Below are 15,298 nucleotides of genomic sequence, written 5' to 3'. Positions count from 1 at the left end.
CGTGATTCAACTGGAGGGGAAAAATCTATGAGCCGAGTACACGACGCCTTGCGGCGCTCCGGAGTCTCTACACCGGACTTTCAATCGAACGCACCGCGAACTGCGATTCCATCAAGTCCACGCTATGCCGAAGTGAAGGGTCCGCAGCTCGATGAAGCATTCATCAACCTGCTCGACCGCATTGAAGAAGTACCATTCAACCCTGCACCGGATGCCCATCTGATTGATGCAACGCGTCCCCATGAGGCCCCCAGTGAGGAGTTCCGCACCTTGCGGACACGGCTCAACCATTTGCAGGGACTGCAGCCGATTCATACAGTCGTGGTCACCAGCCCTTCACCCGCAGAGGGCAAGTCGATGGGCGCAGTCAATCTCGCACTCGCCGAGTCCCACTTGGCGGGCAATCACACCATCCTTTGCGACTTCGACTTCCGCCGTCCAATCGTGCACAACATGTTTCAGGTGGAGCGCTCTCCCGGCATCACCGACTACCTGCTCGGCAAAGCAAGCATCGAACAGATTGTCAAGAAGGTGGCAGGAACCAATCTCAGCATTCTGCCAGCCGGAGAAGCGGTCATCAATCCGCTTGAGTTGCTGAATCTTCCGCAGGTCAAAGATCTCCTGTCCAATCTGCAGAAGGTTTACAACTGGGTGGTGCTCGATACCCCGCCCCTCTTGTTTGCAGCGGATGCGAATCTACTCTCCACCATGTCCGATGGAACGGTGCTGGTGGTGCGCCTGGGCGTCACCACAGTCGACTCCGTCACCCGCGCCATCCAGTCACTGTGCGAGAACAATGTGCTTGGAACGATCGTCAACGGCGCCCGCCGCGGAGAGCTCTACTCCAAATACACCTACTACCACAGCTACTACTATTCAAAGCCCGACTAGGCTTTCACTGCTTCGACAACGAGCGCGGCGTTTTTACTTCCAAAGGCGATGGTGTTTACCATCGCCTTTTCGATTTGCATGGCCCTGCCCTGATTGGGAATGTAGTCCAAATCGCATTCCGGGGCCGCTTGCTCCAGGTTGATCGTCGGGGGCGCAAAGGAATCCCGCATCGCCAGCAGCGTCGCCGCCAGACTGGCAGCACCGCAGGCACCTTGCGGATGCCCAATCATGCTCTTCACACTCGAGCCAGGAAGAGATGCCGCAGCGTCTCCAAAGGCAAGCTTCACAGCCGTTGTCTCGACACGGTCATTCAACTGCGTCGCGGTGCCGTGGTAGTGGAGATAATGAATCTGCTCCGGCAACACACGGCTCTCCTCCATCGCCAGTTGCATCGCGCGCGCCGGCTCGATGCCAACCTCCTCCAGCCGTACCCGGTGAAACGCTTCGCAGGTGGCGCCATAGCCGCTGATCTCGCCATAGATCGTCGCACCGCGACGACGGGCACTCTCTTCGCTTTCGAGGACAAAGAACCAGGCGCCCTCTGCCAGAACGAATCCATCGCGATTAGCGCTGAAGGGCCGCGAAGCCTGGCTGGGGTTCTCATTGTGAGCTGTGCTCATGATCCGCAGCAATTGGAAGCCGCGCAGGGTCAGTGGAGCGATGGGAGCATCGACACCGCCGCATACGGTCACTTCAGCATCGCCATGCTTGATTGCTCGAAAAGCGTAACCGATCGCGTCTGTCGAGCTCGTACATCCGTTTGAGAACATATGGCTGAGTCCGCGAAATCCATATTGCATGGAAATTTCGCTCGCCAGCGTTCCAAGTGTGCTCGATGGCACAACATAGACGCTGCACTTTTTTTGCTCGCCGCTGTAGTAGTAGGAGTATTGCCGTTCGGTAAACTCCTGATTGCCGCCCCCACTGCCGACATAAACGCTGACACGGCGTAGCGCGTCCAGATCCATTCCACGCCATTCGATTCCGGCATCTTCGAGCGCTTCACCGGCGGCCGCGATGGCGTAGGGAGTCGCTAATCCAGTGCCATCCAGCTCTCGCGCCGTCAGATATTGCAAGGGGTCAAAGCCGGTAATTTCGCCGGCAATCTGGACCGGTTGTTGCCCGCAGTCGAAGCGGGAAATCCGGCGAACGCCGCTCACGCCAGCACGCGTATTTTGCCAGAACTTCTCGCGCCCAATCCCGTTTGGACTGATCGCGCCCACGCCAGTCACAAAGACTCTCCGCCCTAGATTCTGCGCCAAGCTAGCTCCCAAGAACTCCAATGCTACCATTGAGTTGCGGCATGACAGACTCGCCTACGTCCTCCGGCCTATTGGAGCGCTCCTTCGCCGCAACACAGGCCGCAACACTCGCGGCAATCCTCACTCTCTTTTGGGATGGCATTGCAGCCAGCTCCAGTGCTCACTCGTTCTGGACCGTACCGAATCTGATGGCCGGGCTCTTGTATGGCCCAGCGAGTTTAAGACCCGATTTCGGCTATTACACCTTGGCTGGCATGGCGATCCACTTGTTGCTCTGCAATGTGTTTGCAATCCTCTTTGCGCTGCTGGTTCCTCCAGCCTTACGGGCCCTGACTGCGGTGCTCCTGGGCATCGTCGCCGCCACCACCTGGTTCTACTTATTGGACGGTTTCTTCTGGAGGAAGGCCTTCCCTCCCTTTGCGATCTATTCGAGACGGCCGGGCATCTTCTTCTCCTTCGTACTACTTGGCATTTGCGTTGGTTTATACTCAGTGTTTGTGCGATCAAGCCCGGAACGTCAGATCTCGGTTTGATCCCAACTTGATCGCCTCGAAATCCTTCGCTACAGTGCTTCAATTCAAGAAACCCATACTGCAAAGGCCGCGTCTCCGTAGAGGCGCAGAGTGGAAAGGAACCAGCTTTAGATGATGTCTTACAGGCGAGGAAGCCTGGGTGCGCCATTACTGTGTCTATTCGTTCTAAGTCTGGCGTTCCCATTAGATTCCGTTCTCGCGCAGCAAGCTGGCCAACAACCCCCGGCCCCACAGCCGGCTAAGCCGAAACCCGCGAATCCATTCGAAACAGTCCCCAATCCTACGACGCAGGAGCCGACCGCTCCAGCGCCGAAACCAGTCACCCCCGCCACACCTGGTAAGCCCCAACTGGAAACCCCAGCTGAGCCGAAGCCAGAAGCGGCGCCTGCTGACGCTCCTTCCGAGGACGTCATTGAGGCGATTGAATTCCGTGGATCCCGCCGCGTCCCTCAGGACACACTTCGTGCCCTGATCATCACCAAGAAGGGCGACCGCTATAGCGAAGATGCGCTGAACCGCGACTTCATGGCCCTTTGGAATACCGCTCGCTTTGACGACATCCGTCTCGAACGGGAAGCAGGCCGCACCGGCTGGATCATTCGCTTTGTCGTTACCGAGCGGCGCGTGGTCCGCTCGATTAAGTACGACGGGATGAAGTCGATCACCGTATCGGAAATTCTCGACCGTTTCAAGGAGCGCAAGGTCGGCCTCCAGGTGGAACAGCAGTACGATCCCAACAAGGTGCAACGCGCCGCCAATACGCTCAAAGAATATCTGTCCGAGCGTGGCCGCCAGTTCGCTACCGTCACCCCTGAAATTCGCCAGATTCCGCCCTCCTCGCTCGAAGTCAACTTCCGCGTGTCCGAAGGCCCCAAGGTGAAGGTCGGCCTCATTGATGTCCACGGCAACAAAGCCTTCAATGCTGCGGCTGTCCGTCGCGCTATGAAGAATCTGCGCCCGATCGGCATTCCCTACTCCATCCTCTTTGAAGAGATCTTCCCGAAAACTTACGATGCCACCAAGCTCGAAGAAGACATGAGCCGCGTACAAAGCGCTTATCAGGACAAGGGTTACTTCACTGCTCGCGCCACGGCCGAGGATCCTGTGATCAAGGACTACGGCGGCTCCGGCTTCCGCATCCCTCTTTTCTACCCGAACAAGCCCGGCAAACGAGCTGACTTGCGCGTCAACATTGATGAAGGTCCGAAGTATCACCTCCAGAAGCTCAATCTGGTCGGCGTCAAGTTCTTCCGCGCACCGGAAGAAATCTTCAGCCGCGTTCTCGGCATGGGAGAGGGCGACGTCTTCTCCACCGCCAAGCTTCGCAAGGGCATGGAGGATATGCGCAAACTGTACGGACAGTTTGGCTTCCTCGACTTCGTTCCTGAGCCGAGCTTTGATCCAGATCCCAAGACGGGCAAGATCGAGCTCACTCTCACCGTTGATGAAGGCAAGCAGTTCTTCGTCCGCCGCATCGACTTCGCAGGCAACACCACCACGCGCGACAAGGTCATCCGTCGTGAAATTCTTCTCGACGAAGGCGACCTCTTCAATTCGCGTCTTTGGGAAGTCAGCCTGCTCCGCTTGAACCAGCTCGGCTACTTTGAAGTGCTGAAGGAAAACGAAGCCGCCAACATCACACGCGACACCAAGAACAACACCGTCGACATCACCCTCAAAGTGAAGGAACGCGGCAAGAACTCCGTGCAGATGTCAGGTGGCGTATCGGGTATCGCCGGTAGCTTTATCAGCTTTGGCTACTCGACCAACAACTTCCTCGGCCTTGGCGAAACGCTCTCGATCGAAACCCAGTTGGGTGATCGTATTCGTTCGGCGACCTTCGGCTTTACCGAGCCCTACTTCATGGATAAACCCATCCAGGTGGGCGCCACGGTGTTCTATCAGCGCTTCAACTACGATCAGGGCCGCGAAGTCTCGCTGTTCTCTGGCCGCGACTACAGCCAGTATTACAACCAACTCGGCCGCGACAACCTGCTGAACTATTCGTCGAACGGCTACGGCTTCACCGCATATGCCTCGACGCTGCTGCGCCGCAGCTTCGCTCGCGTCGGCATCACCTACAGCTACTCGAACTCCAAGTACAAGCCCCAGACAACCGCGGCCAACACCTACTTTGAGGCGGTCAACTTCCAGAATCTCGATGGTCCGAACCAGCTCTCCGGCGTTCGACAGTCTTCGATCATTCCGAACTATTCCTACAACACCGTCGATCATCCGATCACGCCTTCGCGCGGCAAGTCGATCTACATCTCAAGCACCTTCGCGGGCTCTTTCATGGGCGGCAACGTCAACATGATCGAACCGCAGATTGACGTGAAGTACTTCCGAGCTGGTCTCAAGAAGGGTCATGTCATCGGCATGCACGGCTTGGGTCGTTTCATCACCGGCTATGGCGGCAAGACGGCTCCCCCGTTCAACCGCTTCTACATGGGTGGCGAAAACGACATCCGTGGTTTTCAGATCTGGCAGATCAGCCCAATTGCCTACATTCCTACAAGAGCAACCGTGCCTGTATATAATGAGGATGGATCTCCCCGTATCCAACGGACGATCGGTGAGAATGGGCAATTGGTCAACTCGCCTGTCAGCCAGAACATCCCTGTTTATCAAGTCATTCAGCCCGGCGGCGATACGCAAGGTGTTGGCAACTTCGAGTACCGTATCCCCATTTTCGGACCAGTCGTATTGGCCGCCTTCGCCGATATCGGTGTCAACCGGATCAGCCGCTCCAACGGCCTCAATCTGAACCCGAGAAATATCGACGTGCTAAATGCTACATTCCCCCAGGCTGGCTTTGACAATAAGGCCGTCCTCATCGAGGCGACGCAGAAGCCGCGTATGTCAACTGGCCTCGAATTGCAGATCATGATGCCTGTGGTGAACGCGCCTTTCCGCTTCTACTACGCTTATAATCCGCTCCGCATCGACGAGGTGATTCAGCCCCCGATCGCAGCGGATCGTTCATACTTCCCAAACCAGACCACTTTCTTCGAGGCAGTGAGGGCCACGGGTGGCGGAGCAGTCCGATTCCAGGAACAGCGGAAGACCTTCCGCTTCACAATCAGTCGCACCTTCTGATTTTTCCTCAGTGATACGATTTTGAAAGAGAACACGAAAACAATGAGCTTTTCCTTGAAGAATTTGATGGCCGGCGCCATTGCGCTTGGTCTTACCATCATCCCGGCGCTGGCACAGAGTAAGGTCGGCACGATCAACATCCAGCAGGCGATCATCTCCACCAAGGACGGCCAGAAGGCAGCAGCTGAGCTGCAGAACCGCTTCGACCCCAAGCGCAAGGAAATCGAAAAGAACCAGGCCGCTCTCCAGTCCAAGCAGCAACAATTGCAGAAGATGGGAACCGTGGGCAGTGAGGATGCCAAGCGCAAGCTCAGCGCCGACATTGAGGCCGATACCAAGCGCCTGCAGCGCGACACCGAAGACGCGCAAGCCGAGTGGGATCAGGAACAGCAAAAGACGCTCAACGAACTCGGTGGGCGCATCATGCAGGTAATCAACAAGTACGCCACCGACAACGGCTACTCAATGATTCTCGACATCAGCTCGCAGCAGACGCCCGTCATCTGGGCTTCGAATACGGTCGACATCACCAACGAAGTGATCAAGCTCTATGACTCGAACGCTCCGTCGACAGTCACCACGCCGAAGCCGGCCGCAGCAGCTCCCGCCACCACCCCGGCGAAGACTCCGGCAGCCCCCGCCAAGAAGTAGTTTCGGGCTTCCTTAGAAGCCCGAAGTTTGAATCCAATAGCTCTCGCGCCAGGTCATCCCTGGCGCGATTGTTTTAGCGGCGCCCGGAGTGTTGAACGCATTGGTCGGAGCCGTCATCGGCTCGAAACAGATAAAACCCTGGCCAGCCGGAGCATAGACCACCCCAATCGTGTAGTCCTTCCCATAGACGACATCGATCGTCTGAGTCTTGCCCTTCACACGGAAGGTCGCCCTTTCTTCCAGCCCCCCAAACACATCATCGAGAACCACTCCCGCCAGCTTCATTCCGGCAGCATAGGGGTTGGGCTTTCTCTCTCCAGTCGGAATCAATTTCGGCGAAAGAACCAGCAGATCCTTCGCCGGAATCGTCACCTGCCACTCGTCACGGGGTGCATCGCTCAGTTGGAAGTAGGGATGATACCCAATCGCCAGCGGCATCGGCTCAGTCGCCAGATTCTCCACCGACGTGATCACTTCGAGCGAATTCGCAACGAGCTTGTAGGTGATCTCAAGGCGATGCGGAAACGGGAACTGCGCAAGCCAATCCGGTTGCTTCGAGCAATCGAGACTCAGCCGCACCAGCGCGTGATCCTTCTGTGCCGAAACCTCGCGCACCTGCCAGAGCTTGGTGAAGGTCACCAGTCCGTGGATCGGATTCTTGTTCTGGTCCAGGCGAAGATTCCCAAGATCCGGATTCAGATGATACTTCTTCCCGTTGGCCTCGTAGCTCAGCCCTTCGATCCGATTCGCCCAAGGAGAGAGCAACGGGTTGCCCCCCATCCGCTGCTTGGCGATCAACTCCCCGAGAGAAGCGTTCGGCGTTGTCCAAAAGACTCTCTTGCCGTTGACATGGTAGTCGTAGGAGTTAGCGCCGAAAGCGGGCGATACAGCCACTTCACTCCCACTCTCCACCTCAGTAAGCCGCACCACAGGGTGCCCATCTTCTTGAACCTGAACTGCACGATATTGAGCCATCGCACCCATTATCGGTGAATCCACTCTGTCTCTCGTGAAAGGATAGGCAGAGGAAATCAATTTCAGTTGAACTCTCAATCCTTGCGACGGCTTTTCCGGCGGCGATCCCCCCTCGTGCTGCTGCTTCTCTCGCTGCTCGCACTCAATGTCGTGGCAAGCCTGGTGGCAGGAGAGCATCCCATCGTTCTGGGGTCCTTCTCCTTTCCCGCACGCACTCCTTTTAAGCCACTCCTGCTGTTCCATGCGTTTCTCGCTGTGCTCTTGCTGTCCTCCATCCGCCGCGATCGGGAGCCTCTCGCCGCCAACAGCACTTCCAGTAAAAATCTGCTCCGGATCGGCGTCTCAATCGGCGCACTCACTGCGCTCGCTTACCTTCCCTCTTTCTGGGTGAACTTCCACGAGCTCGACTGGACGCACCGGCACAACGGAGCGGGCATCAATTCCTGGAACGCGTTCTGGAATCTGTTCTCGAAGGCTCAGCCCGATGGCATGTATCGTCCCCTCGCCTTCCTCTCCTTCTGGCTGGATTATCAGGTCTTCGGCGATACCCTCTGGGGCTACCATCTGCAGAGCGTTGCCATCCATAGCGCGAATGCAGTACTGCTCCTCCTGCTCGCACAGAAACTCAAGCTCAGCACCTGGACCGCGAGCTTTGCAGCGATCCTCTTCGGCTGGGCCGCGATTCACTTTGAAGCCGTGCTGTGGCCAGCCGCCCGATTCGACCTGCTTGCCACCACCTTCCTATTGCTCTCCATCCTGCTGTGGTTGCAGCATCGCCAGAGCGAGAAAGCTTACTCCTGGGCCGGAGCCGGATCTCTGGGCCTTTATGTACTCGCCACCCTCTGCAAAGAGACCGCGTATTCGCTGGTTGTGCTCATTCCCATCCTGTACTGGGTTCTGAACCGGTCGGACCGGCCCCGGGAACAGGCGGATCCCCGTCCCTACCTGCTGGCTCTCGCCCTATGCACCGTCGCGATGCTGGGCGTTCGCTATTCGATCTATCACGGGATCGGCGGCTATGCCTATGGAACTGCAGCGGCCTCTGCCTCGTTTTCGTTCCGCTCGCTGTATCATCTCCTGCTCTATCCGTTGACCTACGGCGGCTTTGGCATCAATAACGTCTTCTTGCATTGGAGCGGCGCAGCCGTGCTGTTCCTCTATGTTGCGGGAGTGCTCCTGTGGTACTGGCGAGCAGACAGCAGGCCCGCGAGAAACCTTGGTTTCTTTCTGGGAATGGCTGTCGTTGCGGCCATCCCGGTCTTCCCGGTGATCGGCTGGCTGCAGCCCACCCTGCAACATAGCAGGCATCTCTATTGGCCCTCCGCCTGGATTGCACTCGGCCTGGCGGTGGCGCTTGAAAGATCGCGACTACGCCTGCCCATCGCCGCGCTGTTTCTGGGCGCCCAGTTGCTCGGGGTTTTCTATAACCAGTCCGTGTATCTGCGAGCGCTCGCCGAGATCGAAGGCCAAACGACGCGAATCGGCGCACAATTCCCCCATCCTCCCCAGCGTCTCAATCTGGTTCGAGAGGCTGGGGAAGAAAATGGGATCTTCTATTACGAGTCCGAGTTGGCCCACCGTTTGTCACAAGAATTGCCGCACACAGAGCTTCGCATCTGCTCTGCAGAGCAGCACTGCGAGGGGCAGACGCTGGCATGGAAGGTGGATCGCAGCGGCTTGCAGCTCACCAGGAGGAGTGGCGATTAGACCATCCGCTTGGCATACTCGCGCGTGATGTAGTCGCAAGCCCGCACTGTGATCGCCATCATCGTCAGGGTCGGGTTCTGGCAACCAGAGCTCACCCAGGCCGCGCCATCAGTGACAAAGATGTTCTCGACATCGTGCGTCTGGCAGTACTTGTTCAGCACGCCCTTCTTGCGGTCATTGCTCATGCGCGCGGTTCCGATCTCATGAATGCAGAAGCCCGGAACGCTGTAAGTGCCGGTCTTTTGCACGTTCTGCGCACCGGCGGCCTCGAGCATTTCCGCCGCCTGCACGCGGCCATCTTCCCAGAGCTTCTTCTCGTTATCGCCCCACTCCGCATTGATCTTCAGCGTCGGCACTCCCCAGGCATCGGGCTTACTCTTTTCGAGTTGCACCCGGTTCTCCGGACGCGCCAGGCACTCGCCCCAAAGCCCGAGCGACATATTGTAGAAGCCATTGCGCACTCCGTCCTTGTACGCCTTACCAAAGCCCGGCGCATTGAAACTGAACGCAGGCGTCGAGCCGCCCTGATACCCATAGCCTCGAATGAAGCCATTCGTCATCTTCTCTTTTACATTGCGGAAGCGCGGCACATAGATGCCCGTCGGACGGCGGGGAGCGCCAGCCCAGGGCTTCGCCTCAAACATCGGCATCAGACCCGATGCCCCGCCCTGGTAGATGTGATCCATCAGATTGCGGCCCAGCATGTCGGAGGAATTGCACAGGTCAGAATTCAGCAACAGGCGCGTCGATTCTAGGGTCGAGGCACACAGCACCATCACCTTGGCGCGCACCTTCTTTGCCTCGCGGGTCAGGCGATCGATGTATTCAATGCCGTCCGCCTTGCCGTTGTCGCCCATTAGAATCCGAGCCGCAACCGCGTCGGTGATCATCGTCAGCCGCCCGGTCTTCAACGCATCGGCGATGGTCGTAAACGGCGATGAGAAATAGCTGTTTGTCGTGCAGCCACGTTCGCACGGACCGCAATAATGACAGGCCTGCCGCCCATTCAATGGCTTGGTCAGAATCGCGGTGCGCCCCATCGTCACCACACGGCCCATCTTTGCCTTCACCTGGTCACGCAGATGCTGTTCCGTACAAGTGAACTGCATCGCCGGTTGGAAGATCGAATCCGGCAATTGCTCAAGGCCCTCAGCGAGTCCCGAGATGCCGACATACTTCTCAACCTCTTCGTAGTAAGGCACCAGGTCGGAATACTGGATCGGCCAGTCTTCGCCATAGCCATCGCGCGAGGCGGCTTTGAAATCGATATCGCCCATGCGATAGCTTTGCCGCCCCCAGCTCAAGCTGCGCCCACCGACCACGCGCATGCGAATCCACTTGAAGGGTTTCTCCTGCGTATAGGGGTTCTCAAGGTCATTGACGAACCATTTGCTGTTGTATTCGGTGCAGGCATAACAGGTGCCCTGGATCGGACGATCCTTCAGCACTTTCGGCGACATGCCAAGATAAGGCAGTTGCCATGGCATCGTGTGCTCGCTGTAATCCCTCTTCGAGACGTTGGCGCCCGCTTCGAGCAACGCGACGCGCATCCCGTTTTCTGTAAGCTTCTTCGCCGCCCAGCCGCCTGTGGCGCCACTGCCGACAACGATCGCGTCGTAGCGTTCGTTTTGCGTTGCCTGAAATGCCATGTAGACAATATATAGGAGGATCGAGATGGGGAAAGCTGCCGCTTACATGAGTTTGCCGTTTCTGCTACTCGCCGCCATCGGCGGCGGCTATTACGCCGGCGAATGGCTCGATCAGCACTTCGGCACCAAGTACTGGAACGTGGCTGGACTGATTCTCGGCTTTGGCCTCGGCCTTTATGAACTCATGCGACAACTCAAAATTCTGGAGCGGCGGAACCGTGATTGAATATCGAAGCAAATCGAACCGGATCCTGCGTTGCGCGCTCATCCTGATGGCCATCGGCACGGCTGTCTTTCTGATCTGGCGCGGCCAGCAGAGCGGACTCGCCTTTGTCGCATCCGCCACCGTGAGCCTCGCCAGCCTCTACATGCTGGCTCGCGGCATCGACATCCTGTCGTCGGGACGCAAAACCTGGCTGAAGGGTTTCGGCTTCGTCATCCGCTTCGCTGTATATGCGGTTGCCCTGTCTGCTATTCTTAAGGTTTATCCGAAGCAGCCGCTGGAAGTGTTTTTCGGCATCTTCCTCTCGGTTCTCGCCATCGGATTCGAAGCCCTCATCGAGTCTTACAAGAATGCACGAACATGAACTGTGGTTCACTGCGCTGTTGAACCAATACCTCGCTGGCCCCGCCAATGCCCTCATTGGACTATTTGGTCAGCACGCCCACGATCACGACAAGCCCTGGACCAATTACAATGCCATGCTCGTCTTCGTCGTGCTTTTCCTGCTGGTTCTCCCCTGGATTGTCCGCATGGGTTTGAGTCTGGCTCGCCCCGGCTATCTCCAGCAAACCTTTGAACTCCTCGTCACCTTCATCAAGGGTCAGGCCGAAGAAGTCATCGGCCACGACGGCCCGAAGTACGCCAACTGGTTCCTCACCTGCTTCGTCTTCATCCTCTTTGCCAATCTCCTCGGCGTCATCCCCACCTTTGAAAGCCCCACGATGAACGCAGCCGTGCCGCTCGGTATTGCCATTGCCACCTTCATCTACTACAACGCCATGGGCGTCAAGGAGCAAGGCGCCGTCGGTCACTTGAAGCACTTCATGGGCCCGGTCTGGTGGCTGGCTCCCTTCATGTTTGCGATCGAAATCATTTCGCACCTCATCCGTCCGGTCAGCTTGACCATCCGTTTGTTTGCCAACATGCTGGCAGGCGAGCAGGTGACGGTCAGCTTCTCGCAACTGATTCCGATCGGTGTCCCGGCAGCCCTGATGGGCTTGCATACCTTCGTGAGCTTCCTCCAGGCCTTTATCTTTACGATCCTGACCATGGCCTATGTCGGTATGGCTGTCGCTCACGACGAGCACTAAAAAGTTTCGCCCGCCAGTGTGAGCCCTGGGCGTCCCAACGCACCAACGGCACCACCTCCTGACAGGCAATTTCACAAGTCTACAAAAGGAGACTTCTTACAATGCGTAACAAAGCAATGATGATTCTGTTCCTCCTCGCCTTCGCCGCTCCGATCTTCGCCCAGGGCACCGCCCAGTCGGCTGTCGGAGAGCACGGCCTTCTTCTTCCTGCCTTCGCCATGGCGATCGCTGCCGGTCTTTGCGGCCGCGCCCAGGGCCAGGCCATCGCCAGCGCTGCTGAGGGCATCGCTCGCAACCCCGGCGCAGCCGGCAAGATCCAGACCCTGCTCCTCATCGGTCTGGCCTTCATCGAGTCGCTCGCCCTCTTCACCTTCGTGAAGGTTGGCTAGTCGAGTTTATTGACCGGACGGGAATGACGCCTCCACTCAAACTGAACGGCATCTTCCCGTCCATTCCTACCCCTTTCACCCACTCCGGCGAGATCTATGCGGCCAAGATCCGCCACAACATCGAAAAGTGGAATCTCACCACCCTGGCCGGCTACCTGGTCACCTGCGAATCTCCCTATCTCTCCGAATCGGAAAAGCTTTTTCTCTGGGAAGAAGTCGCCAGGTTCACGCCCTCCACTAAAATCCTCATCGTGGACACCGGCGTCGAAAGCGTGCGCGAAAGCATCCGCCTCACGAATCTGGCTGCGGCTCTGGGCTATCGCTGCGCGCTGATCCGCACCCCAGCGTTGCCCCACGATGCGCTCTACTACCGCGCCATTGCCGACCAGGCGCAGATCCCGCTGATTCTCGAAAGCAACGCTAGTATCGAGACGATTGCCGCACTCAGCCAACACCCGAATCTCATCGCGCTGCTAAACCAGGATTCTCAGCAAGTGAGCCCACTGATTGAGCGCGCACGGCCCGGCTTTCAGATTCTCCATAGCAACGCGCTGAGCCTTGCGCCCGCCCTGCGCGCTGGTGCTATTGGCGGCATTCTCAGCTACGCAAGCGCCGCGCCGTTCTCATGCCTCACCATTGCCGAAGCCGTGCAGCGCCGTGAGTACGAAGCTGCCGAGGATTGGCAAACACGCATCACCCAGGCGGCAACGCTAGTCTCCACCCACGACGGCATTCCCGCGCTCAAGTACGCCATGGACTTCAATGGCTACTATGGCGGCGTGCCCCGCCTTCCCCTGATTCCCGTTTCCCGCGCAGTACAACTCAAGATCGAAACCGCATTCCACGGCCTGAGAGGCTAAGCCATGTCATTTCAACTGAACCCTGTCGAACAACGAGTCCTCGGAGCGCTGATCGAAAAAGAGATGGCGACTCCGGAATACTATCCGCTCAGTCTCAATGCGCTGGTCAACGCCTGCAATCAGAAAAACAATCGCGAGCCGGTGATGCAACTGGCCGAAGCCGACGTGCTGAACGCGATCGAGGTCATGCGCCACCAGAACCTCGCCTTTGAACATTCCGGACGCGAGCATCGTGTGCCGAAGTATTCCGAAGGGATCGGGCAGAAGCTGAACCTGGGCAATAAGGATCTGGCGATTCTGTGCGTGCTGCTCTGCCGCGGCCCACAAACCCCCGGAGAACTACGCGGCCATACCAACAGCCTCTATGCCTTTGAAGATCTCGATGCCGTGCTGTCGGCGCTCTCGCGCCTCGCCCATCGGGAAGAGCCGTTGGTGAAGGAATTGCCGCGCGCCCCAGGCACCAAGGAAGCTCGCTGGGCCCATCTCCTCGGGGACGTCATCCCTGAAGTGGCAGAAGCTCCTGCGGCGCCCCGGAGCGCTCCCTCAAATAGCCGGATTGACGAACTCGAAGAGCGCGTCCGCGCGCTCGAAGCATTTGCCGAGCAGTTGAAATCGCAACTGGGCCTCTAGCTCTTCATGACTGCTTTTGAGATGTCGTTGTAGAGCACAAACACCACCATCATTAGCAGGAAAGCCAGGCCCACCTGCAACACCCGTTCCTTGAGCTGTAAGGACAGATCGCGCCGCCGGATCATCTCGATCAGCAACACCAGAATCATGCCGCCATCGAGCACAGGAATGGGGAGCAGGTTGAAGATGGCCAGGTTCAGACTCACCATCGCCATGAGCGAGACAAAGTCTGCGGCTCCTTCCTTCGCCGCAGCCGCAGCCATCCGCGCAATGCCCACCGGGCCTTCAAACTGCTTCGGTGACAGGCGCATCTGTACGACGCCCTTCAGGTAATCGACAATCCTCGTCGCGTCGCGCAGGTTGTACTTCACACTCTGCTCCAGAGCCTCGATCGGCCCCAGAGCCACCACGACGAACTTCGGCTCGAGTTGGATGCCGATCATCCAGCGCTTTTCCGATTCACTGTACTTCGGCTGTACGCTCACCTTGTTGCGGATATGATCCCGTTCGTAGATCACATCCACCGGCTTGCCGCCGCTCTCCTTCACAATCTCAACCAGCTTCGTCAGACTGCGCACCGGAATGTTGTTGACGCTGATGACCACATCGTTTGGCATCAGGCCCACCTTCTCCGCGTCATAGCCCTTCAGGATGAACTTGATGCGGATCTCGCTTTGCTCGCGCCATCCGATAAAGCCCGCCTGCGTCTTCTCATCGGTTTTCGGGGTGACGTGCAGAGCCAGCACCTGGTCATTGCGCTTAACGCTGAAGGCAATATTCTTGCCGGACCCGGTCAACTCGGTCACCAGCACATCTTCCCAGGTGGGGTTCTTCTTGCCGTCAAACTCGACGATCGTATCGCCTTCATGCACACCCGCCAGCGCAGCCGGAGAAGCCTTCTCGACATGCCCCACCACCGCAGGCCCATCCGCATTCAGCACCTTGGGGAACTGGTACATGAAGAGGCCCGCCAGCAAACCAACCGCAAGCAGAATATTCATGGCCGGCCCGGCAGCAGCAATAAAGAGCCGCTGGTAGCGCGGCTTATTCATGAAACTGCGGGGATCGACGCTGGTGCCATCATCGACCTTCATATCGTCCTGGCCCAGCATCTTGACATAACCGCCAAAGAGAATAGCGGAGAAACGGAAATCAGTCTCACCGATCTTGAAGCCAAACAGCCGGGGTCCAAAGCCAAGCGAGAACTGCTCCACCTTGACATCGCAAATAAGAGCCGCCCAGTAATGCCCCAATTCGTGGATGATGATCATCACCCCAAGCAAAACCAGCAACCAGAAAAGGCTGTTCAAAAATTCCATAGATCTCTCTTCTCAGTGT

15 protein-coding genes are annotated in these 15,298 nt (G+C 57.7%); 11 read left to right on the top strand and 4 right to left on the bottom strand.

The window, feature by feature from the left end:
• The first annotated feature begins 27 nt into the window (after positions 1 to 27).
• The gene (locus tag M017_RS0113305; RefSeq protein WP_155121398.1) at positions 28 to 891 is read left to right on the top strand and encodes a CpsD/CapB family tyrosine-protein kinase; all 864 of its coding nucleotides are present in this window, start codon (positions 28 to 30) and stop codon (positions 889 to 891) included.
• On the opposite strand, the gene M017_RS0113300 is transcribed toward M017_RS0113305, so the two are convergent.
• Positions 888 to 2,153 carry a beta-ketoacyl-[acyl-carrier-protein] synthase family protein gene (locus tag M017_RS0113300; protein ID WP_035957796.1) on the bottom strand — a complete coding sequence of 422 codons (1,266 nt, stop codon included), beginning with the start codon at positions 2,151 to 2,153 and terminating at the stop codon, positions 888 to 890. The genes M017_RS0113305 and M017_RS0113300 overlap by 4 nt on opposite strands.
• Before the next feature lie 20 nt (positions 2,154 to 2,173).
• Here M017_RS0113300 and M017_RS0113295 point away from each other — a divergent pair, with 20 nt between their 5' ends.
• The 3 genes from M017_RS0113295 to M017_RS0113285 all read left to right on the top strand — a co-directional run bounded on the left by M017_RS0113295 (position 2,174) and on the right by M017_RS0113285 (position 6,436).
• Entirely contained in the window at positions 2,174 to 2,686 is a 513-nt protein-coding gene (locus tag M017_RS0113295; RefSeq protein WP_238325882.1) for a hypothetical protein, read from the top strand.
• Between the two features lie 111 nt (positions 2,687 to 2,797).
• A complete protein-coding gene (gene bamA / locus M017_RS0113290) occupies positions 2,798 to 5,785 on the top strand; it encodes an outer membrane protein assembly factor BamA (RefSeq protein WP_238325881.1) in 2,988 nt (995 codons plus the stop codon).
• A 42-nt stretch (positions 5,786 to 5,827) separates the two neighbouring features.
• On the top strand, positions 5,828 to 6,436 hold the full coding sequence (locus M017_RS0113285) for an OmpH/Skp family outer membrane protein (protein ID WP_031498510.1): 609 nt from the start codon (positions 5,828 to 5,830) through the stop codon (positions 6,434 to 6,436).
• A 12-nt stretch (positions 6,437 to 6,448) separates the two neighbouring features.
• On the opposite strand, the gene M017_RS0113280 is transcribed toward M017_RS0113285, so the two are convergent.
• On the bottom strand, positions 6,449 to 7,366 hold the full coding sequence (locus M017_RS0113280; RefSeq protein WP_162179916.1) for an aldose 1-epimerase: 918 nt from the start codon (positions 7,364 to 7,366) through the stop codon (positions 6,449 to 6,451).
• 159 nt (positions 7,367 to 7,525) lie between these two features.
• Here M017_RS0113280 and M017_RS0113275 point away from each other — a divergent pair, with 159 nt between their 5' ends.
• The gene (locus tag M017_RS0113275) at positions 7,526 to 9,118 is read left to right on the top strand and encodes a hypothetical protein (protein ID WP_031498508.1); all 1,593 of its coding nucleotides are present in this window, start codon (positions 7,526 to 7,528) and stop codon (positions 9,116 to 9,118) included.
• Here M017_RS0113275 and M017_RS0113270 read toward each other — a convergent pair.
• Positions 9,115 to 10,767, bottom strand: coding sequence for a GMC family oxidoreductase (locus M017_RS0113270; protein WP_031498507.1), 1,653 nt, complete (start codon positions 10,765 to 10,767; stop codon positions 9,115 to 9,117). The two genes, M017_RS0113275 and M017_RS0113270, sit on opposite strands and share 4 nt — an antisense overlap.
• 25 nt (positions 10,768 to 10,792) lie before the next feature.
• Between M017_RS0113270 and M017_RS0113265 the strand changes: the two genes are divergently transcribed.
• From M017_RS0113265 to M017_RS0113240, 6 genes are all read left to right on the top strand, one after another.
• Positions 10,793 to 10,993 (top strand): AtpZ/AtpI family protein, encoded by a 201-nt coding sequence (locus M017_RS0113265; RefSeq protein WP_031498506.1) that lies wholly within the window; start codon positions 10,793 to 10,795, stop codon positions 10,991 to 10,993.
• Positions 10,986 to 11,354, top strand: coding sequence for an ATP synthase subunit I (locus M017_RS0113260; RefSeq protein ID WP_031498505.1), 369 nt, complete (start codon positions 10,986 to 10,988; stop codon positions 11,352 to 11,354). The genes M017_RS0113265 and M017_RS0113260 overlap by 8 nt, the downstream gene beginning before the upstream one ends.
• Entirely contained in the window at positions 11,341 to 12,081 is a 741-nt protein-coding gene (gene atpB / locus M017_RS0113255) for a F0F1 ATP synthase subunit A (RefSeq protein ID WP_031498504.1), read from the top strand. Before M017_RS0113260 ends, atpB begins: the two co-directional genes overlap by 14 nt.
• A gap of 101 nt (positions 12,082 to 12,182) precedes the next feature.
• Entirely contained in the window at positions 12,183 to 12,470 is a 288-nt protein-coding gene (locus M017_RS0113250) for an ATP synthase F0 subunit C (protein WP_031498503.1), read from the top strand.
• A gap of 23 nt (positions 12,471 to 12,493) precedes the next feature.
• Positions 12,494 to 13,330, top strand: coding sequence for a dihydrodipicolinate synthase family protein (locus M017_RS0113245; protein WP_031498502.1), 837 nt, complete (start codon positions 12,494 to 12,496; stop codon positions 13,328 to 13,330).
• A gap of 3 nt (positions 13,331 to 13,333) precedes the next feature.
• The gene (locus tag M017_RS0113240; protein WP_031498501.1) at positions 13,334 to 13,960 is read left to right on the top strand and encodes a YceH family protein; all 627 of its coding nucleotides are present in this window, start codon (positions 13,334 to 13,336) and stop codon (positions 13,958 to 13,960) included.
• On the opposite strand, the gene rseP is transcribed toward M017_RS0113240, so the two are convergent.
• Positions 13,957 to 15,279 carry an RIP metalloprotease RseP gene (gene rseP / locus M017_RS0113235; protein WP_031498500.1) on the bottom strand — a complete coding sequence of 441 codons (1,323 nt, stop codon included), beginning with the start codon at positions 15,277 to 15,279 and terminating at the stop codon, positions 13,957 to 13,959. The genes M017_RS0113240 and rseP overlap by 4 nt on opposite strands.
• Between the last annotated feature and the right edge of the window lie 19 nt (positions 15,280 to 15,298).

The sequence above is a fragment of the Bryobacter aggregatus MPL3 genome (genome assembly GCF_000702445.1).
Lineage (GTDB): Bacteria > Acidobacteriota > Terriglobia > Bryobacterales > Bryobacteraceae > Bryobacter > Bryobacter aggregatus.
The sequence above is the reverse complement of the archived record's forward strand: the minus strand, read 5'-3'. Positions and strand labels throughout refer to the sequence as shown.